18 protein-coding genes are annotated in these 20,569 nt (G+C 65.1%); 7 read left to right on the plus strand and 11 right to left on the minus strand.

The window, feature by feature from the left end; translation table 11 throughout:
* Window positions 1–91: 91 nt before the first annotated feature.
* A complete protein-coding gene (locus tag M2341_RS14175; RefSeq protein WP_264585670.1) occupies window positions 92–1,255 on the minus strand; it encodes a glycosyltransferase family 4 protein in 1,164 nt (387 codons plus the stop codon).
* Window positions 1,252–2,118, minus strand: a complete 867-nt coding sequence (locus tag M2341_RS14180) for an alpha/beta fold hydrolase (protein ID WP_264585671.1) — start codon at window positions 2,116–2,118, stop codon at window positions 1,252–1,254. The genes M2341_RS14175 and M2341_RS14180 overlap by 4 nt, the downstream gene beginning before the upstream one ends.
* A gap of 37 nt (window positions 2,119–2,155) precedes the next feature.
* On the opposite strand from M2341_RS14180, the gene M2341_RS14185 reads away from it, so the two are divergent.
* Both M2341_RS14185 and M2341_RS14190 read left to right on the plus strand, forming a co-directional pair.
* A complete protein-coding gene (locus tag M2341_RS14185; protein WP_264585672.1) occupies window positions 2,156–3,583 on the plus strand; it encodes a protein adenylyltransferase SelO family protein in 1,428 nt (475 codons plus the stop codon).
* Between the two features lie 67 nt (window positions 3,584–3,650).
* Window positions 3,651–5,114, plus strand: coding sequence for a succinylglutamate-semialdehyde dehydrogenase (locus tag M2341_RS14190; RefSeq protein WP_264585673.1), 1,464 nt, complete (start codon window positions 3,651–3,653; stop codon window positions 5,112–5,114).
* A gap of 518 nt (window positions 5,115–5,632) precedes the next feature.
* On the opposite strand, the gene map is transcribed toward M2341_RS14190, so the two are convergent.
* From map to mgtE, 3 genes are all read right to left on the minus strand, one after another.
* A complete protein-coding gene (map, locus tag M2341_RS14195; RefSeq protein WP_264585674.1) occupies window positions 5,633–6,403 on the minus strand; it encodes a type I methionyl aminopeptidase in 771 nt (256 codons plus the stop codon).
* 1 nt (window position 6,404) lies between these two features.
* The gene (locus tag M2341_RS14200) at window positions 6,405–6,605 is read right to left on the minus strand and encodes a ParD-like family protein (RefSeq protein WP_181560517.1); all 201 of its coding nucleotides are present in this window, start codon (window positions 6,603–6,605) and stop codon (window positions 6,405–6,407) included.
* 70 nt (window positions 6,606–6,675) lie between these two features.
* Entirely contained in the window at window positions 6,676–8,106 is a 1,431-nt protein-coding gene (gene mgtE / locus M2341_RS14205) for a magnesium transporter (protein ID WP_181560518.1), read from the minus strand.
* Window positions 8,107–8,308: 202 nt separating this feature from the next.
* Here mgtE and M2341_RS14210 point away from each other — a divergent pair, with 202 nt between their 5' ends.
* Window positions 8,309–8,764: a peptidylprolyl isomerase gene (locus tag M2341_RS14210; protein ID WP_181560519.1), complete on the plus strand. Its 456-nt coding sequence runs from the start codon at window positions 8,309–8,311 to the stop codon at window positions 8,762–8,764.
* A 238-nt stretch (window positions 8,765–9,002) separates the two neighbouring features.
* Entirely contained in the window at window positions 9,003–9,554 is a 552-nt protein-coding gene (locus tag M2341_RS14215) for an outer membrane beta-barrel protein (protein WP_181560520.1), read from the plus strand.
* A 226-nt stretch (window positions 9,555–9,780) separates the two neighbouring features.
* Here M2341_RS14215 and ppc read toward each other — a convergent pair whose 3' ends face one another.
* The 4 genes from ppc to M2341_RS14235 all read right to left on the minus strand — a co-directional run bounded on the left by ppc (window position 9,781) and on the right by M2341_RS14235 (window position 15,730).
* On the minus strand, window positions 9,781–12,468 hold the full coding sequence (gene ppc, locus M2341_RS14220) for a phosphoenolpyruvate carboxylase (RefSeq protein WP_413715562.1): 2,688 nt from the start codon (window positions 12,466–12,468) through the stop codon (window positions 9,781–9,783).
* Window positions 12,469–12,551: 83 nt separating this feature from the next.
* Window positions 12,552–12,896, minus strand: coding sequence for an ATP-dependent Clp protease adapter ClpS (gene clpS / locus M2341_RS14225; protein ID WP_264571201.1), 345 nt, complete (start codon window positions 12,894–12,896; stop codon window positions 12,552–12,554).
* Between the two features lie 136 nt (window positions 12,897–13,032).
* Window positions 13,033–13,857, minus strand: coding sequence for a phasin family protein (locus M2341_RS14230; RefSeq protein WP_264585676.1), 825 nt, complete (start codon window positions 13,855–13,857; stop codon window positions 13,033–13,035).
* Window positions 13,858–13,978: 121 nt separating this feature from the next.
* A complete protein-coding gene (locus M2341_RS14235; RefSeq protein ID WP_264585677.1) occupies window positions 13,979–15,730 on the minus strand; it encodes a PHA/PHB synthase family protein in 1,752 nt (583 codons plus the stop codon).
* A gap of 163 nt (window positions 15,731–15,893) precedes the next feature.
* Between M2341_RS14235 and M2341_RS14240 the strand changes: the two genes are divergently transcribed.
* The 3 genes from M2341_RS14240 to M2341_RS14250 are packed head-to-tail and all read left to right on the plus strand — an operon-like array spanning window position 15,894 to window position 18,225.
* The gene (locus tag M2341_RS14240) at window positions 15,894–17,105 is read left to right on the plus strand and encodes an LL-diaminopimelate aminotransferase (protein ID WP_264573517.1); all 1,212 of its coding nucleotides are present in this window, start codon (window positions 15,894–15,896) and stop codon (window positions 17,103–17,105) included.
* Window positions 17,105–17,650 carry a DUF2721 domain-containing protein gene (locus tag M2341_RS14245; RefSeq protein WP_181560524.1) on the plus strand — a complete coding sequence of 182 codons (546 nt, stop codon included), beginning with the start codon at window positions 17,105–17,107 and terminating at the stop codon, window positions 17,648–17,650. The genes M2341_RS14240 and M2341_RS14245 overlap by 1 nt, the downstream gene beginning before the upstream one ends.
* 5 nt (window positions 17,651–17,655) lie before the next feature.
* Window positions 17,656–18,225, plus strand: a complete 570-nt coding sequence (locus tag M2341_RS14250; RefSeq protein WP_264585678.1) for a GNAT family N-acetyltransferase — start codon at window positions 17,656–17,658, stop codon at window positions 18,223–18,225.
* 436 nt (window positions 18,226–18,661) lie between these two features.
* Here the strand turns inward: M2341_RS14250 and M2341_RS14255 are convergent, their stop codons facing one another.
* Window positions 18,662–19,225 (minus strand): hypothetical protein, encoded by a 564-nt coding sequence (locus M2341_RS14255; RefSeq protein WP_264585679.1) that lies wholly within the window; start codon window positions 19,223–19,225, stop codon window positions 18,662–18,664.
* Window positions 19,226–19,227: 2 nt separating this feature from the next.
* Window positions 19,228–20,493, minus strand: coding sequence for a glutamate-5-semialdehyde dehydrogenase (locus tag M2341_RS14260; protein WP_264585680.1), 1,266 nt, complete (start codon window positions 20,491–20,493; stop codon window positions 19,228–19,230).
* Window positions 20,494–20,569 lie beyond the last annotated feature (76 nt).

Below are 20,569 nucleotides of genomic sequence, written 5' to 3' on the forward strand. Positions count from 1 at the left end.
TCCTCAGTGCCCCATCGGCCAGCTTCGCAAGCCAGCCACGAGCGCCTTTACCAGCATTTTCCTCAAACCAAGTGCTAAAATGCCACAAAACTCAAAATAACGCCAGTTCGTTACCGACCGCCTCACCATAGAGCCGGGCGTAGAGCTGGATCATCACGGCTTCATCGAAACAGCGCCTCGCTCTGTCGCGATTGGCTGCGCCGATGGTCCGACGCAGATCGGCATCCCCGGCCAGTTCTGCAAGGGCAGCCTGAAAATCATCGGTCGCATCCGGGGCCACGATGAAGGGCCGGTTGTCCGGCGCGACCATGCCGAGCGTATCGCCGACGTCGGTCGCCACCACCGGCAGGCCGGCCGCCATCGCCTCCATCAGGGCAGTGGGGAACTGCTCGCTATCGGAGGACAATGCGAAAATATCGAAGGCGCCGACATAATCCTGCGGGCGCGGCAGGGCTCCGGGCATCAGCAGATCGCGCATCCCCTGCCGCTCCGCCTCCGCCAGGATCGCGTCTCGCTCCTCCCCGTCACCGACGATGACCAGGCGCAGCCGGTCGCGCAGCGGCGCCACCGCCCGGACGAGCCGGGGCAGATTCTTGACCGCCCGCAGATTGGCGACGGTGCCCACGATCAGCCGTCCGTCCGGTACCAGCCCGGGAATCGCAGTGACCGGCCGGGTGCCCTCATAGGCGGCGACATCCAGCCCGTTGGGGATCTGGTGGACTTTCTCGGCGGGCTGCCGCCACTCCGCTTGAGCGATATGCGCCAACTGCGCCGACGGGACGACGAGCGCCCGCGCACCTTGCAAGGCGATCTGGCGATAGCGGTTGCGAGCGGCCTGGCGGACGAACGCCTCGTCCACATCGAAGCCCTCTTCGTGGTGGATCAACGCCGGCAGGCAGCGCAGCCGGCGGAAGAGACGGTGCGCCATGACGCCATCGATCGCGCCCCAATTGAAGCTCAGGATGAGGTCATAGCCGCGCATCGCCTTGGCCAGCGCGTTGAAGCGGGCGAAGGTCGCTGGCCCCTCCAACGCGGGCGAATCGAGAAAGCGCACCTTCAGCGCAGGGTCGAACAAAGCTTGCGCCGCAGTGGCGCCCGGCTCGCCCAGTAGGATGTCGTGCTGCATCCGCGCGCCCCAATGATTTATCAGCCGGGCAAGGCGCACTTCCTTGCCGCCCAGATCGAAGGTGCGGTGAATTTGCAGCACGCGCAGCGGCTCGCGGGAGAGATCGCGCCGGGCCGCCCGCCGCGTCATGGCTTCCCACTGATCCGGTCGAGCAGCCTGTCGAGCGCCGCCACCGCTTCTAGCTCTTCCAGCGTGGGTGCATGACCCACGCGCGGCACCGTCACCAGATCGAGCTGCGGCAGGCGCGCTTGCATCGCCTGCGCCGTCTGGACGGTCAGCAGATCGCTAAGCGCGCCACGCACCAAGGTGAGCGGGATGTCGCCGATCGCCTCGAACGCCGGCCACAGGTCGACGCCCGCCGCACCGCCGGGCGCCCGAAACGGCTCGGCGAGGCGCTGGTCATAATCCAGCACGATGCGCCCTTGACTGGTCAATCGATATAGCCGCTTGGCGATGCGCAGCCAGTCGGTCAGCTTGTAATCGGGGTAGATCACCCCCTGCACATCCGCCACCGCCCGCGCCGCGTGAACCCAGGTCGGCTGCGCGCTACCAGTGCCGACGCCCTGCCGGATACGCTCCAGCCCTTCCTCGGCAATCTCCGGCCCGATATCGTTGAGCAGCGCGCCCGCAAGGCTCCCGCGCCGCGTCGCCGCGATCAGCATAAGCATGATCCCGCCGAGCGACGTGCCGACCCCCACGAAGCGCGGCAGGGCCAGCTCATCGATCAGCTTGAGCAGATCCTGCAGATAGACCAGCGGCACATAGCTCATCGGGTCCTTGGCGTAAGCGCTCTCGCCGCGCCCGCGCAGTTCCACCACGATAACGCGCCATTCGCCCGCTAGCCGCTCTGCCACCGGCTCGAAGTCGCGGACGTTGCGCGTCAGGCCTGGCAGGCACAGGATCGGCGGCCGATCGTCGCGCCCGGGATAGTCCCGGTAATGCAGCCGTAAATTGTCCTGCGACCACCAATATTTGTCTTCATAGCCCGACAAGCTTGATCCTTTCCCGGGGCGCCCCCCATATCAGAGCATGGACGCAGCGCTTAAGACAGACATATTTCATCCGGAACGCGCAATAGCTTCAATTGCGGATTTTCTGGCCGACCCCGTGCAGCCGGCGGATTTCCCGCAGACGATCCTGCGCTTCCGCAATGATCGCGCGGCCAGCACGGTGGGGCTGGCGGAGCTCGACGATGCACAATGGATCAGCCATTTCGGCCGCTTCACGCCCCTGCCCGGCGCGCAGCAGACACCCTTGGCGCTGCGCTATCACGGTCACCAATTCCGTACTTACAATCCCGATCTTGGCGATGGACGCGGCTTTCTGTTCGCCCAGATGCGCGAGGCCGCGCCTGCCGGAGGCCGATTGCTGGATCTGGGCACCAAGGGCTCAGGCCGCACCCCGTGGAGCCGCACCGCCGACGGCCGCCTGACCCTCAAGGGCGGCGTGCGCGAAATCCTCGCGACCGAAATGCTGGAGGCGCTGGGTGTCACCACCTCGCGCACCTTCTCGATCATCGAGACCGGCGAGCCGCTGGTGCGCGGCGACGAGCCTTCCCCCACCCGCTCGGCGGTAATGGTGCGGCTCAGCCACGGCCATATCCGCATCGGCAGCTTCCAGCGGCTCGCTTATCTCGGCCAGCGCGAGGAGAGCGCACGGCTGATCGACTATTGCCTGCGCCATCTGCTGGCGCTGGAGCCCGGCGAGGTGCCCGCGCTCACGCTGCTGGAGGCGGTCGTCGCGCGCACGGCCGATCTCGCCGCGAGCAATATGGTCGCCGGCTTCGTCCATGGCGTCCTCAACAGCGACAACATCGCGGTCACGGGCGAGAGCTTCGACTATGGGCCATGGCGCTTCACCCCGCGCTGGGAGCCGGGCTTTACCGCCGCCTATTTCGACCAGACCGGCCTCTACGCCTTCGCCCGCCAGGCCGAGGCGATCCACTGGGATGTCGCGCAACTGGCGCAGTCGCTGGTGGAGCATGCGGAGACGGAGGCGCTGGTCGAGGTGCTTCGGCGTTTTCCGGCCATTTATGAGAGTCGCCTGATCGAGCGGTTCCTCTGGCGGCTGGGCCTCGACGCGCCGGACTCGGAGGCCGGCCGCGCTTTCGTGGTCGCCGCTATCGAGGCGCTGCGCGGCAGCGATGTACTCATCGACCGCTTCTTCTTCGATTGGCGGCGTGGCGACCATGCCGAATCGCGTTATTCGGGCGCAGCGTGGGACGAGGTGCGGGCCGCGCGCGTGTCCCTCGCCCCAAGACCCGGCGCCGGTGACCATCCCTATTGGCAGGCCGATGCGCCCTGCTCGATGCACATCGAGGAAGTCGAGGCGCTCTGGGCGTCCATCGCCGAGCGCGATGACTGGAGCCCGCTTTACGCCAAGATCGAGGCGATCCGCGCCATGGGGGCGGCGCACGGCCCGGTGCCGGGCCAGCCGCTTGCCTCGCGCAGCGCATAAGCCGATGCGCGCTCCGGCGCGCGCGTCGTAAATCCGCTGGAAACTAATTGCGCCGCATAGCCGCTGCATGTTGCACGCCCCGCTTCATGCCACCGAGGCTCCCCACGAGCCTGCCGTCCTCGAATCGCTCGATCCGGCGACGGGCGAGGTCGTCTGGCAGGGGCAGGAGGCCGACCCCGCCGCGCAGATCGCGCTGGTGGCGCACCAATGGACCGCATGGGCAGGCCTCTCCTCCGCTGTCCGCATCGAGACCATGCGCCGCTTCGCCAATGCCGTGCGCGCCAGTGAGGAGGCCTTCGCGACCCTGATCTCGCGCGAAACCGGGCGACCGCCCTGGTCCACGCGGCAAGAGGTGATCAGCCTGTTCGAGCGGGTCGAGAAGGCCGTACAGGCCTATTCTGAACGCACGGGCCAGCGGCAGAGCGAAGGCGCGATGGGCGCCCGCACCGCCCTGCGCCACAAGCCGCATGGCGTGCTCGCCATCATCACGCCGCATTGCCTGCCCGCGCGCATCCCCGTCGATCATATCGTGCCGGCGTTGCTTGCGGGCAATGGCGTGCTCTTCAAGCCCTCCGAGAAGGTGCCCGCCACCGGCGAAATGCTGGTGCGCCTGCTGCATGAGGCCGGCGTGCCGCACGATCAGGTGCAATGCGTGATTGGTGGCCCGGCGATCGGCGAAGCGCTGGCCGCCGCGCCGGATGTTCACGGCGTGCTCTTCACCGGATCGACCCGCACCGGCCGCGCCATCAACCGCGCCTGCGCCGACCAGCCCGGCAAGCTGCTGGCCCTGGAGATGAGCGGCAACAATCCGATCATCGCCTGGGACACGCCGGACATCGCCAGCGCCGCCGCGCTCATCGTCCAGTCCGCCTTCGACATGAGCGGGCAGCATTGCCTGTCCGCCCGCCGCCTCATCGTGCACAACACCCTTGCCGAGCCGCTGCTGGGCGCGGTGAAGGCGCTGACGGACCGCCTGATCGTCGGCCCGCCGACCGGCGATCCGCTCCCCTTCATGGGGCCGGTGATCGACATGGACGCTGCCGACGGCCTCACCGAGAGCTTCCTTTATCTGATGAGCCATGGCGGCCGCCCGATCCGGCACATGCAGCGCCCGGTCGAAGGCCTGCCCTTCGTCACGCCCGGCATCATCGATGTGACGGCCATGGCACCGCGCAGCGACGTGGAACTGTTCGGCCCGATCCTGCAGGTCCTGTGCGTCGCCAGCTTCGACGCGGCGATCATCGAAGCCAACAGCACCCGCCACGGCCTGTCCGCCACGCTGATCGGCGGTGGCCCGGAACATTATGATCGCTTCTGGGCCAACAGCCGCGCCGGCATTGTCAACTGGAACCGCCCCACTTATGCGCTCGCGCCCAACGCACCGGTCGGCGGTACCGGCCTGTCAGGCAATCACCGCCCCGGCGGCCATTATATGGCCGACCACTGCGCCTACCCCGTCGCCTCATCCGAAATGCCCCAGCCCCGCGCGACAATCGGCGTAGGTCTGCGCGCGATTGTGGCGGATCGGTGAAGGCTCGCGAGGGGTAAAGCCAGGGCGATAGGCCCGAGCCGTCGTGGGAGCCAGTTGTTAGCCCCTCCTCTTCAGGGGAGGGGTTGGGGTGGTGCAGCGACCGCGCCGTCATCCGCTGAACGCGCGATGCTGACGCATCGCCACCACCCCCGACCCCTCCTCTGAAGAGGAGGGAGACGTCTCCGCCAAATCAGAACGCCTGGACATCCTGCTGGCGGGCAGCGTCCAACCGCTCAGATACAGCGTGTGCATGGCAAGCATGATACGGCGAACCCTCCCCCCAACCCTCACCGTTCGTGCTGAGTAGGGTCTGAGTAGCGCCGCAGGCGCGTACCGAAGAGCCGTATCGAAGCACTGCAGCCCGAGGGCAAGTCCTTCGATACGCCGCTTCGACAAGCTCAGCAGCTACTCAGGACGAACGGAAATACCGTCTGCAATGTCGCTGTCTCTGGCCGAGCAGCCTCCATAATCGCTGCGAGTAGCCGGCATATGCACCAGCCACGCAGCCCAAAGCTCCCTCACGCCGCCAGCGGCTGCTCGTCCCGCCGCAGCGTCAGCACCTCTACGCCGGTCGCCGTCACGGCAACCGTATGCTCGAACTGCGCGGAAAGCTTGCGGTCCTTCGTCACCACCGTCCAGCCGTCGCCCTTGGTCATCACGCCGCGCGTACCCTGGTTGACCATCGGTTCGACGGTGAACACCATGCCCTCGCGCAGGGTGAGGCCAGTGCCGGGGCGGCCGAAGTTCATCACCTGCGGCTCCTCGTGCATCTCGCGCCCGATGCCATGGCCGCAATAGTCCCGCACGACCGAGTAGCCATGCTTCTTGGCGTGGCGCTCGATGGCAAAGCCGATGTCGCCGAGGCGCGCGCCGGGGCGCACTTGGCGGATGCCCTGCCACATCGCTTGCTGGGCAACGCGCACGAGCCGGCGCGCGGTGGGCGAGACCGTGCCGACAAGATAGGTCTTGCTGCTGTCGGCAATGAAGCCGTTCTTCTCCAGCGTGATATCGAGATTGACGATGTCGCCATCCGCAATGATCCGGTCGGCATCCGGCACGCCATGGCAGACGACCTCGTTGATCGAACAATTGAGCACATAGGCAAAGCCATATTGCCCCTTGCTCGCTGGACGTGCCGCCAGATCATCGACGATGAAGCGCTCGACCAGATCGTTGACCGCCATGGTGGAGCGGCCGACAAGATCCTCGCCGTCCAGCATCTCGAAGACCGATGCGAGCAAGCGGCCGGAGATGCGCATGAGGGCGAGTTCGTCCGGCGTCTTGACCATCTCAGGCGGCCTGCGCGGTGGCGAGGTCCTGCCGGTCCTTTTCCATCTTCACGATCTCGTTGAACGACAATGTGGGATGGGCCTCGGCGAGCATCCCGATCTTCATCCAGAACTCGGCCTGAGCATTGATGGAGCGGCACATGACGGCGCTGGTGCGGCGCGCTTCCTCATGCAACCCATCCTCGATCTTGACCAAACCCATGAACCGCTCCGTATATAGACAATATGCGGACCATATATGGTTCATATCGTCATACGTCAAACGATACGGTTCAGCTGGTGAGTCCCGCCAGCGTGGCCAGGCCCAGGAAGGAGAGGAAGCCCATCGAATCGGTGACCGTCGTCACGAAAATCGAGGAGGCGACCGCAGGATCGACGTTGAACCGCTCGAACAGGATGGGCACCGCGACTCCGGCGAAACCGGCGGTGACGATATTCAGCACCATCGCCGAGCCGATCACCCCGCCCAGCAAGGGGTCCTGGAAGAACAGGCCGACGCCTATGCCAAGCACCACCGCCACGGTCGCCCCGTTCAGCACTGCCACGCGCAACTCGCGCATGATCATGCGCCAGGTGTTGGATGCGGTGATCTGGTTGGTGGCAAGGGCGCGGACGGTCACCGCCATGGTCTGGCTGCCGGCATTGCCGCCCACACTGGCGACGATGGGCATCAGCACCGCCAGCACGACCATCTTTGCGATCGCATCCTCGAATGCAGCGATGATGGCGGTGGCGAACAGCGCCGTGATCAGATTGGCGAGCAGCCAGCGCACGCGCGCCTTGTAGCTCTCCCGCACCGGCTCGTTGATGTCGCCTTCACCGGCGCCGGACAGGCGGAGAATGTCCTCGCCAGCCTCTTCCTGAATGATGTGGACCACGTCGTCCACGGTGATCATGCCGACGAGACGCCCACCCGGGTCGACCACCGCAGCCGAGATCAGCGCATATTTCTGGAAGCGCAGCGCCACCTCTTCTTGATCCATATCGACCGGGATCAGCGTCTGCTCGCGCTTCATCACATCGCTCATGGCGATTTCGCGCGGGCAGCGCAGCACCCAGGAGAGCTGGCAGGAGCCGATGGGCCGATGGGCCGCGTCGACGACGAAGATTTCCCAGAAATCCGATGTCAGGTCGCGGGTATCGCGCAAAAAGTCGATGGTCTGGCCGACGGTCCAATGCTCAGGCACCGCGACCAGATCGCGCTGCATGAGTCGGCCTGCGGATTCCTCGGGATAGCCCAACGCGCTCTCGATGGCGGCGCGGTCTTCCGGCTCCATCGCATCGAGGACGGTCTGCTGGTCCTCCTCGTTGAGATCCTCGATGATCGCGACGGCATCGTCGGTATCCAGTTCGCCGGCCAGTTCCGCGAGTTGCTCAAGCTCGAGCGCCTCGACGACGGTATCGCGCACATAATCGTTGAGCTCGGACAGCACTTCCGCGCCGACCAGCGAGCCCAGCGCATGAACCAGCCCGGCCCGCCGATCCTCGGGCGTTAGCTCGAGAAGGTCGGCGATGTCGGCGGGGTGCAGCGTCTCGACCAGCGCCTGCGCGGCATCGTCCTTGCCCTCCTCGACGGCGGACAAAACGGCAGAGACGAACTCCGGCCGAAGACGATCGTCCTCGTCCAGATTGGTATCGACGAGCGCGTCTTCCTCCTCGGGAGGGATCGCGCCGGGCTGCGATGCGGCCTCGGTCTCGCTCATGCGGCGCCTCCCTTTCCGGCTGCGGCCGCCACTGGCCACGCCTGCTCTCGATAATCGCTCCTTTTGCCCATGCCCGGGGCAAATGCAACGTCATGCAGCCTTCCCTTGACGAAAGCAGTCACTATAGAGGCCGCTCCATTCCCCCGCCTGCTTCCGCTCCGCATTGCGACCCGAGGCCGGTAGAGACAAGGAGACTGCCCCCATGGCCGACCAGACCCTTACCCTGACGCTCGACACCGGCGACGTCGTGATCCAGCTGCGCCCCGATCTGGCCCCCAAGCATGTCGAGCGCATCAGCGCGCTTGCCAAGGACGGCTTTTATGATGGCGTGGTGTTCCACCGCGTGATCCCCGGCTTCATGGCGCAGGGCGGCGACCCGACCGGCACCGGCATGGGCGGCTCGAAGCTTCCCGATCTGCCGGCCGAGTTCAACAGCGAGCCGCATGTGCGCGGCGTGTGCTCTATGGCACGTAGCTCCAACCCGAACAGCGCCAACAGCCAGTTCTTCATCTGCTTCGACGATGCGACTTTCCTCGATCGTCAATATACCGTGTGGGGCGTTGTGACCGAAGGCATGGAGCATGTCGACGCGCTGCCCAAGGGCGAGCCGCCGGCAAAGCCGGGCAAGATCGTCAAGGCAACGGTGAGTGAAGCCTAAGGCAAGATTGCCTGCGCGATTGTAATACTATCGCGAAGTCTTCAAGTAAAACTGAACGCCAAGTGAATGGCCCCGTTGTGTAGCACATGTGCAACAGCGGGGCCTTTCCACAATTGCTCCACAATTCATTCGGGAACGGTTCATCTGGCTGAGCCATTTTAGGGACAGTGATCGACGCAGGTCGGTCGCGAAACGAGGACCTAAACAGTCCTGTTCTGTTAATAGAAGGTTCAGTGTTATGAAAGCTTTTCCCCTCACCCTCGCCGTTGCTCTGGCAGCGGGTCTCTCGGCCCCGGCTCTGGCACAGGACGCGCAGGGCCTGCAGCCCTATGTCGGCGTGATGGGCGGCCTGCATGACTTCGACAACCAGCAGCCCGCAGGTGGACCGCCGAGCGGCTATCGCGGTTGGGTCGCTGAAGGCGTGGCCGGTCTGAACTACGACCTCGGCCCCGTCGTGGTCGGTGCCGAAGGTAGTGTCGCCAAGGGCTTCGACAAGGACATCGACTGGGAATATGGCGCCGCAGGGCGTCTGGGCCTCAAGGCCGGTAAGGACAGCATGTTCTTTGCCAAGGTCGGCTATCAGTGGACCCAGTTCAATGACAAGACCGTGCCGCTGGCCGACACCGATCGCCACTATCATGGCGTGACTTATGGCGGCGGTGTCGAGCTCTCGCTGGCCGATATGGGCAGCACGGCTGAGACCAGCAACATCCGCCTGCGTGCGCAGGTCGACACGCGTGGTAACTTCAACAGCTTCCGCCCGATGGTCGGTGTTGTTGCCAAGTTCTGATGATCCAATGACTGCGATCCGCTCGATCTGAGCAGATCGCATGAAAAGAAGCGGCCGGGAGTTTCCTCCCGGCCGTTTTTTAATGGCTTACCCTTCCGTTCGCCCTGAGCTTGTCGAAGGGCCGTCCTTTCCCTCTGGCCGGGGAAGAGGAAAGCAGCCCTTCGACAAGCTCAGGGCGAACGGGACGAGTGAGAGGGGGCCGCAACGCCTGCCCGCCAGCCGTTCCTTATCCGCTGTTGCGCAGGGCCGTGGCAATTGCGTTGATCGAGAGTTCAATGCCTTCGCGAATGCGCGGGTCGGTCTCCCCGGCGCGGTGGCGCTTGAGCAATTCCACCTGCAGGAGGTTGAGCGGCTCGATATAGGGCAGCCGCAAGCGGATGGAGGCGTCCAGCGCCGGGCTGTCCGCCAGCAAATGGGTCTGCCCGGTGGCAGCGAGCAGCTGGTCATGGGCAAGATTCCAGCCCTCGCGGATGCGCTCGAAGATCGGATCGCCCACCGCGCGATCCGAGACCAGCGGCAGATATTTGGCGGCGATCTCCAGATCCGACTTGGCGAGCACCATTTCCATGTTTGCCATGCTCGCCCGGAAGAAGGGCCAGGCCTGCGCCATGTCCTTGAGCAGGGCGTCATCCCCGAAATCGCGCAGGGCCTGCCCGACGCCATACCAGCCCGGGAGCATCACCCGCGCCTGTGCCCAGGAGAAGACCCATGGGATCGCGCGCAAATCCTCGATGCGATTGCTCTTGGTGCGGCTGGCCGGGCGCGAGCCGATCTTGAGGCCGCTGATCTCCTGAATGGGGGTCAGCTCGCGGAAGAACTCGCGAAAGCCCTTGGTCTCGTAAACCAGCCCGCGATAGGCTTCAAACGCGAGGCCGGAAATGCTCGTCATTGCCTGGGTGAAGCGCTCGTTGTCCGCAGGGGAGAGCCGCTCGGGCTCCAGACTGGCGAGCAAAGCCGCGCTGGTTACTGCCTCAAGATTGGTCCGCGCGCTCTCCAGCGTGCCATATTTGGCGGCGATGACCTCGCCCTGTTCGGTGATGCGGATGCGGCCCTGCACCGTGCCGGGCGGCTGCGCCTGAATGGCCGCGAAGGACGAGCCGCCGCCGCGCCCGACCGCACCGCCGCGCCCATGGAAGAGCTGCATCGCAACGCCGGCTTCCTCGAACACCGGCGTCAGCGCAAGGCTGGCTTCGTACAGGCCCCAGGTCGAGGTGAGATAGCCGCCATCCTTGTTGGAGTCGGAATAGCCGATCATCACTTCCTGATGGCCCCGCGCCCGGACCAGCGCGCCGATCTCCGGCAGGGCGAAATAATCGCGCATGATGGCGGGCGCTTTTTCGAGGTCCGCGATCGTCTCGAACAAGGGCACCGCCATGATCGGGGCATGCGGCGCGCCCTCGCCCTGCGCCGCGCGCCACAGGCCGGCTTCCTTGAGGAGGATGTTCACCTCCAGCATGTCCGACACGCTCTCCGCCTTGGAGATGAGGTAATGGCGAATGCAGGCCGCGCCATAGCGGCGATGCGCCTCTGCGGCGGCCTCCACGATGCCGAGTTCGGTGGCGGTTTCCTCGCTCCAGTCGGCAAAGCGGGAGCCCAGCGGGCGGTTGGTGGCCAGTTCGCGGCGCATCAGAGCCACGCGCGCCTCTTCATCGAGCGCGAGATAATCCGGCTCGACACCGGCGACCTTGAGCAATTCCGCGACGACGCGCTCATGGACCGCGCTGTTCTGGCGCATGTCCAGCGTGGCGAGGTGGAAGCCGAACAGCTCGACCGCGCGGATCAGACGGGCCAGGCCGCCGCCACTGCCGAGCGCGCCATTGCCTTCGACGGCGAGGCCACGCCCAAGCGTCGCGAGATCGGCGCGCAGCTCACCCGCATCGGCATAAGGCTCGCCCGCAAGGCGTGAGGGGCGCGGCGGCGGGGTGCCGATGAGCTGTTCATAGGTCGCGGCGACGCGCGCATAGATACCCGCCACGGCCCGGCGATAGGGCTCGTCGCGCCGGCTGGCAGCCTCGTCACCGCTGGCCGCTGCCAGATCGCGCACGCCGGCAGGAATGGCCGCGAGTTCGCTGGAGATGGAGAGCTGCGCGCCCAGCTCGTGCAGCGCATCCATGTAGAAGCGCAGGGTCGATCCGCTCGCCCGGCCCAGCGCAGTGCGCAACTGCTCGGCCTGCACGAAGGGATTGCCGTCCCGGTCCCCACCGATCCAAGTGCCGAGCCGCAGGAAATTGGGGACGCGCTGCCCCAGCACCCGGTCCCAGCGGGCGTAAAGGCTGGGGAGCACCGGCATGAAGATGTCGCGAAAATAGGAGAGCGCATTGTCGATCTCGTCGCGTACGAACAGCCGCTCGCGGCGCAGTGGGCGCGTCTGCCACAGCAGGGCGATCTGACGGCTGATCGCCTCGTCGATCGGCTCGCCATGATCCGTCTCGCGCGCGCCGGTATCGCGCAGGGCCATGAGATCGGAAATGACGTTGCGATGGTCGATCATCGACTTGCGGCGCACTTCCGTCGGGTGCGCGGTCAGCACCGGCACCACCAGCGCCGTTTCCAGCAGCTTGACAATATCGGAGGGGCTGACGCCATGCTCGCTCAGCTTGGCGGTCGCACTGGCAACGTCCGCGCCCGGCTCGGCGGCGACGCCCTGGCGGTCCTCCGCGAGATTGGCGAGCATGGAGAACAGCATGAAGCCGCGCACGAAGGCGAGCGTATCGTCCAGCGTCAGCGCATCGAGACCGCTGTCCACGCCCTCGGCCGGGGCCACGCCGCGCGCCCGGTCGACGGAGGCAGACCGGATATATTCGGTCTGCTTGAACAGGCGCTCGCCACCATAGACGCGAATGACATCCCCGAGCAGGCGCCCGAGATAGCGAATGTCAGGATTTTGGGTGATGGCGGGGCGCATGGGTGACATGCACGCCATGCTGCATTGCAGCGATCAACGGGTCAAGAACGGATTGGGCGGGCGGCTACAAGTTCAGCCGCCCGATCAGTCGGTCAGGCATGCTCCAGCGTGCACTGGAGCGGATGCTGGTTCTGGCGGGCGTAATCCATCACCTGATTGACCTTGGTTTCGGCCACTTCATAGCTGAACACACCGCATACACCGACGCCGCGCTGGTGGACGTGGAGCATCACGCGGGTCGCCTGCTCGATGTCCATGCGGAAGAAGCGCTGCAGCACATCGACGACGAATTCCATCGGCGTGTAGTCGTCGTTGAGCATCAACACCTTGTAAGGCGTAGGCTTGCGGGTGCGCGCGCGGGTACGGGTGGCAACGCCAAGACCGGGATCGCCCGGCCCTTCCTCATCGGGCCGCCCAGCCATGAGCGGCTGATTCATGATCGCGCTTCTGTCTTGCATGGCCCAAAAATAGGGCATCGCCCCCCTTGGTTGCAAGGGCACAGAGACGGACTGCCCAAAAAAGCAAAGGCGGCCCGCCGGAGCGAGCCGCCTTTTCTGAATCGGATCGGCCCGATCAGGCTGCGATCGACTTCACCTTTTCCGTCACAACCGACACGCGGTTGCTGATCGGCTGGGAAATGTCGCTCACCAGCTTGAGCATCTTTTCGCTGTTCTTGGCAGCCTCGGACGCGAAGCTGTCCATCGTCTGGCTGAGCAGCTCGCTCTGAAGCTGGAAGAACTCGGCCGGCGACTTGATCGAGGCAAAGCTCTTCATCGTGGCGCTCGACTTCTCGAAGGACTTGCGGCCGAATTCGGCGGCGTCCTGGCCCAGCGTTTCCATGCCCTTGGCAGCGATCTTGGAGGATTCGACCATCGCTTCGAGATTGCCGCGCGTCAGTTCGCCCAGCTCTTCGAAAGCCCGGCCGGACTTCTCCATGGCCGCCTTGGTCTTCTCATTCATTTCAGTGAAGGCACTCTGCATACGGGTCTTGGCCTCCTCGGCATAGGTTTTCGCGGTGTCCATCATATCGGTCATGGTCGGTTCGCCTTTCGCTGCGGCGGATTTCCCGGTGTCGGGAAGGGGGAATGCATCCGCCAATTCTGGGTTCGAGACAGGTGAGAGGGGCGCCGGACTGGCATCAACGGCTTCAGCCTTGGCGGCAGCGCTGACGGGCCATTCCACCGGCGTTTTCACGGCCGGCACATCGACGGGCTTGCGCGCGACCGGAGCCTTCGGCGTCGCCGGCGCCTTGACCGGCATCGGAGCGGCCGCCGCGACCTTCTCACCCGTGGGCTTGGCCACAGGCTTGGAAGCGTCGTTCTTGGCCGGACTCCGTGCAACGGACGTCGCGGGCCGGGGACCGGCTTTGGACGAACGGGACTTGCGCGGGGTTGCCAACAAACTCACTCCTCGAACTTTGCTGCGATGCAACATAAGCGAATCGGATCGAATCTGCAAGCAAAATGATGCAGTGCAACAAAACCCTCTTATATGTGGGGAAAGGGCGCAAACGCGCCGGTCAACGCTGCGTGACGTAGCGTCCGGGCGCATCCTCGATCGCGGGAAGTTTGCCTTCTCCGGGCATCCGCGCACCGCTGGCACTGACCGTCTCTGGTGACAGCTCCCCCAGCCACGCTCGCCAATCCGGCCACCAGCTTCCCTTCGTTTCCTGCGCGGTCGCGCGGAACGCGGCAAAGTCCGGCTGCGGCGCGGCGCTGGTCCAATATTGATATTTGCCTGCTGCGGGTGGATTGACCACGCCGGCGATGTGCCCCGAGCCCGCCAGCACGAACCGCCGGGCCCCGGAGAACTGGTCCATCAGCTTCCATACGCTGCAGGGCGGCGCGATATGATCCTCGACACCGGCCTGAATGTAAGAGGGCGTCTCGACCTTGCGCAGGTCGATATGGATGCCTTCAATCTCAAGGCCGCCCGGCACGATCAGCCGGTTATCGCGATATAATTGGGTGAGATAGGCCCGGTGCCATTTCGCCGGCAGGTTGGTGGTATCACCGTTCCAGTAGAGCAGGTCGAACTGGGGATAATCCTTCCCCAGCAGGTAGTTGTTGACCACATAGTTCCAGATCAGATCCTGCCCGCGCAGCAGGTTGAATGTTGCCGCAAGATAGCGCCCATCCAGATAACCGTCCTTCACGAAGCCATCGATCAGCGCCAGTTGCTCGTCGTCGACGAAAAGAGCGAGATCGCCGGCCTCGGAGAAATCGACCTGGGTGGTGAAGAAGGTCGCGCTGGCGACCTTGTCGCTCTCCCCCCGCGCGGCCAACCATGCGAGCGTCGCGGCAAGGAAGGTTCCGGCCACGCAATAGCCGATGGCATGGACGCTGGGCACGTCGAGCAGATCGCGCACCACGTCGATCGCGTCCACCTGCCCCTTGAGCATGTAATCGCCCAAGTCGAAATCGGCCATGCTGGCATCGGCGGATTTCCAGCTGACCATGAACACGGTCAGCCCCTGATCCACCGCCCATTTGACGAAGCTCTTTTCCGGATTGAGGTCCAGAATGTAGAAGCGGTTGATCCACGGCGGGAAGATCAGCAGCGGTGTCTTCATCACCTGCGTTGTCGTCGGCGTATACTGGATGAGCTGATAAAGCGGCGTCTCGTAGACGACCTTTCCGGGCGTGGTGGCGATGTTGCGCCCCAGCTCGAAGGCGGAGCCGTCCGTATGGGTGAGCTGGCCGCGATCGAGGTCGGCGAGCATATGCTCCAGCCCGGTCAGCAAGCTCTCGCCCTTAGTATCGATCAGCCGCTGGAGCGCGGCGGGGTTGGTAAACAGGAAGTTCGCCGGGCTGGCTGCCTCGACGAACCGCTCGGTCACGAAGCGCAGCTTCTCCTTGTCCCGCACATCGAGACCATCGACGCTGTCGGCCAATTGCATGAAATAATCGGAGGCCAGCAGGTACATCTGGCGAATGAGGTCGAACACCGGATTGTCGTGCCAGCTCGGATCGGCAAAGCGCCGATCACGACTGGCAGGCGCAGGTTTCGCATCGCCATCAGGTCCTGCGCCGATGCCGTCCATTGCTCGCGCCAGCACCTGCTGCCACACCGCCATGCTGCGTTCCGCCGCCTGCGACTGGATGCGCGCGATCTTCCCGAGATTGGGCCGCGCCTCATGCCCGGGAAAGCGCGTCGCCTGCTCCGCCAGCTCGGCGCTGCGCTCCAATATGGCTTGCTGGGCGAGCCCCACCACCCGCGTCCAGTGCTGCAGCTGAGCAAGGCCGGTCGCGTCTTTCAGGTCCTGATCCATGGGAGATGCCTCGCTCGATTGTCCGGACGGTCTGTTTTCCAGACTCGCCGCCCGTTGTTTTGGTGGCACGACTGGCTGGCGCAAGCTATATGCAGCATTGGCCGGTCCTTACCACTTGCAGTGTGACACGGCCATTTCAACCCAAATGGAGATCGACATCCCAATGTCCGACGAATTCTACCGCATCAAGCGACTGCCGCCTTATGTCATCGCCGAAGTGAATGCGATGCGGGCAGCGGCGCGCGCGGCGGGCGAGGACATTATCGATCTCGGCATGGGCAATCCCGATCTGCCGCCGCCCGATCATGTGATCGCGAAGCTGGTGGAAGTGGCGCAAAAGCCCGATGCACACGGCTATTCGCAGTCCAAGGGCATTCCCGGTCTGCGCCGCGCTCAGGCGAATTATTATGCCCGCCGCTTTGGCGTGGAGGTGGACCCGGAGACCGAAGTCGTGGTGACGATGGGCTCCAAGGAAGGCCTGGCCAGCCTCGCCACGGCGATCACCGCGCCGGGCGACGTCGTGCTCGCGCCCAATCCGAGCTACCCGATCCACACCTTCGGCTTCATCATTGCCGGCGCGACGATCCGCTCGGTGCCGACGACGCCGGATGAGAATTATTTCCGCGCGCTGGAGCGGGCGATGCACTTCACCGTGCCGCGCCCGAGCATCCTCGTCGTCAATTATCCCGGCAATCCCACGGCGGAGACGGTGGACCTGGCGTTCTACGAGCGGCTGGTCGCGTGGGCGAAGGAAAATCAGGTCTGGATTCTCTCTGACCTTGCCTATTCCGAACTGTATTTCGACGGCAACCCGACCCCTTCCATCCTGCAGGTGCCGGGCGCCAAGGACATCGCGATCGAGTTCACGTCCATGTCCAAGACCTATTCCATGGCCGGCTGGCGCATGGGCTTTGCGGTTGGCAACCAGAAGCTGATCGCGGCGATGACGCGGGTGAAGTCCTATCTCGATTACGGCGCCTTCACCCCCATTCAGGCCGCTGCCTGCGCGGCGTTGAATGGCCCGCAGGATATCGTCGAGAAGAACCGCCAGCTCTACCAGAAGCGCCGCGACGTGATGGTGGAGAGCTTCGCGCGGGCGGGCTGGGACATTCCGTCCCCCCGCGCATCCATGTTCGCCTGGGCGCCCCTGCCCCCGGCGCTCAAGGAGATGGGTAGCCTCGAATTTTCCAAGCAGCTCCTCACCCATGCCAAGGTCGCGGTCGCGCCGGGCGTCGGCTATGGCGAGGATGGCGAGGGCTTCGTGCGCATCGCCATGGTCGAGAACGAGCAGCGCCTGCGCCAGGCAGCGCGGAACGTGAAGAAATATCTGCAGTCCATGGGCGTCAATACACCGGTGACCAAAGGCGCGGCCTGATGCCGGTGCCGGTGCTGGAAGCGCCCGAGGTCAGCCTCGTCGCGCACACGATCCAGTTGGCGGTGGCGCCGGTGTTCCTGCTCGCAGGCATCGGCGGCTTCCTCAACGTCTGCGCCAGCCGCCTCGCCCGCGTCATCGACCGGGCGCGGGCGGTGGAAGCGCAGGTGATGCGCACGACGGGCGCCGAACATGACCGGCTGATCGACGAGATCCGCATTCTCGACCGGCGCATCACGGTGGTGAATGCGGCGATCTTCCTTTCGGTGCTAGCCGCATTGACGATCAGCGCCGTGGTCATTCTGCTGTTCGCCTCCAATCTCATCGAGGTGAACCTGGGCACGGTCATTTCGCTGCTGTTCGTGGGGTCGATGACCTCCATCGCGGCAGCGTTCGCCATCTTTCTCTACGAGACCCGGCTGGGCTCGCGCGTGACGCACATCCGCAATGAGGTGCTGTATCACAAGGTGGAGAGCGAGCAGCTGAGCGAAGGGCCACGCCCGAGCAAGCCGGCCATTCCCGCGCCCGAGGTCAGGCAGTCGCACTAAGCCCGATGCCCGAGCCGTTTCGCCTCGTCATGCCGGCGCCCATCTACCTGCCTGCCTATCGTGCGGCGCTGGAAGCGGGCTGGTCGCCGGATACGGTGCTGGGCAATCTGGCGACCCAGCGCGAGCTGGACCGGATCGACCGCGACGCCATGGCCTTTCTGCTGTCACTGGATGATCCCAAGGCCAAGGGGCCGCCGGTGCTGATGAGGGACGGGACGCCCCGGCCACGGCTGCCCGGCTATCGCCGCTGGATGTGGGACGGCGAGTTCTGCGGCAGCATCAGCCTGCGCTGGCAGGAGGGCACGGCCGCGATGCCGGATTATTGCCCCGGCCATATCGGCTTTTCCGTCGTGCCCTGGAAGCGCGGGCATGGCTATGCGGCGCAGGCGCTGGGCGCCTTGCTCCCTGAGGCACGTGGACGCGGCCTCCCCCATGTCGACCTGACGACGAACATCGACAACGACGCGGCGCGTCGGACCATCGAGCGATGCGGCGGGATTCTGGTCGACCATGTCGAGAAGGACGCCGGTGACGGTGGCGGCAGCGCGGCGCGCTATCGGATCATGCTGGGATAATCGCCCGACGATCGGCAAGCCGTGCTCGCCACCCTCGCGACCAAAGAGACATAAGCCCAAATGAGAGGGGCCGCCGGAACCTCCCATCGGAGGTGCCGAGCGGCCCATCAGCATGGTCAGCGGCCGGAAGTGCCGCCACCCGGGGATTTACGCCGCGGTCCGGTTTCCCTCAGGAGACCCTCGCGCGACCCGCCACCAATGCCTTAGCGGCAGGCTCCCCGAACGGACTTGACCGACCCCATTGCTGAACCATGAGACATCGGATCACCTCCTTTCGCTTGCGTTGAAACTCTCTCGCCGGGTTGGCTGGAAGCCGTGCGTCCCTGCGATGGCTTAGATGTGAGTCATTCCGCGCTTGCGAACAAGACTTGTAATTATCTTTTTTCGAATCATAATCATGCGCTCGCCGATTTTAGGGCGACGCAGCCGGAAGGGCCTAGCTCCGGCAGTCCTCTACGACGCGCCCGATTTCCGAGACCACCGGCAGAATGATCCGTTGCCCGCCTGCGGGCTCGATGGACACGCGACCGCGCGAAAAGGCCATCCAGTCCAGCCCGGGATCGCTGGCGGGGCGCGTGATGACCAGCGCGCTGGTGCCGGCCATCGGCTGTGTGGCCCCGCTCCAGTCGAGCACGCCCTTGCTGGTGCGCAGGGTGACGCGCGGACTGGGGCTCCCCGCCAGCGTCATCGACACTTGCCGACTGCTCTTCTGACAGCGCAGGATCACAAGCGGCGCCACGGGTGAGGCGCCAAAGCTGGCGACACTCTCGCCAGTGCGGCTTTCATAACCCCAGCTACCGGACGTCACCGGCGCCACTTCCCAGGCATCGCTCGACTGTGACGGGGCAGGGACGGGCGCGGGGGCCGGAGCAGTTGGCGCGGGCGTGGGCGCCGGCGAGGGCTGCCGACCGCCCGTTTCCGGCACGACCTGGCAACCAGCCAGCGCGATAATAACGAGGGAAGCCGCAATATGCGGTACGATGCTTCTACCGATGCGCATGATCAGGGCCGGACCTGACCCGTGCCGCGCACGACCCATTTGTACGTCGTCAGCCCTTCCAGCGCCACCGGCCCGCGTGCGTGCATCCGCCCAGTCGAGATACCGATCTCGGCGCCGAGGCCGAATTCGCCGCCATCGGCAAATTGTGTGGACGCGTTCCACATGCAGATCGCGCTGTCGCAGCGGGCAAGGAACTGCTCGGCAATCGCCGCGTCCTGCGTGATGATCGCGTCGGTATGGTGGCTGCCATGCACGGCGATGTGATCGAGCGCCTCATCGACGCCATCCACGAAGCGCGCCGCGATGATGGAATCGAGATACTCGGTGTTCCAGTCGCCATCCTGCGCCGGCTCGATGCGGGGGTCGAGCTTGGTGACGGCCTTGTCACCGCGCACCTCGCATTGCGCATCCAGCAGCGCGGCCACCAGCGCTTGCGGCTCGGCATAGCCCTTGTCGATCAGCAGCGTCTCTGTGGCGCCACAGATGCCGGTGCGCCGCATCTTGGCATTGACCACGATCTCACGGGCCATTTTGGGATCGGCGGCGGCATGGACATAGGTGTGGCAGATGCCATCGAGATGGGCGAGCACGGGCACCCGCGCTTCATCCTGAACGCGCGCGACGAGGCTCTTGCCCCCGCGCGGCACGATGATGTCGATCAGACCCACCGCGCGCAGCATCGCGCCCACCAACGCACGATCGGTGCTGGGAACATATTGCACGGCATCGGCGGGCAGGCCGGCCTCGGTAATGCCGCGTACCATGGCAGCGTGGATCGCCCGGTTGCTCTCCACCGCTTCCGATCCGCCCCGCAGGATTACAGCATTGCCGGAGCGCAGGCCCAGCGCAGCCGCATCAGCGGTGACATTGGGGCGGCTCTCATAGATGATGCCGATGACGCCGAGCGGCACCCGTACACGGCTGAGGCGCAGGCCATTGGGCCGCTCGGATTCATCGATGACCTGTCCCACCGGATCGGCAAGATTGGCGACCTGCTCAACGGCATCGGCAATGCCACTGATCCGCGCCTCGTCCAGCCGCAGCCGGTCCAGCATGGCGGAGGAAAGGCCATTGGCGGCGCCGCGCTCCATATCGGTGCGATTGGCTCGGATGATCTTCGGCATCGCCTCCCGTAATGAACGGGCCGCGGCAACCAGCGCCTGCGCCTTCAGCTCGCTCGGCGCCTGCGCCATGTCCGCAGCGGCGCGGCGGGCACGCGCACCCATCTGGGCAATGAGCATTTCAGGCGTCTGCGTGAGATCATTCATGGTAAGAGTCGTCCTGTCCGGCGGAGGGCACTCCCCATAGCATGGGGAGAGAGTCGCGCAAATGGCGGCAACCCGA

It is taken from the genome of Sphingobium sp. B7D2B, assembly GCF_025961895.1.
Classification (GTDB): Bacteria; Pseudomonadota; Alphaproteobacteria; order Sphingomonadales; family Sphingomonadaceae; genus Sphingobium.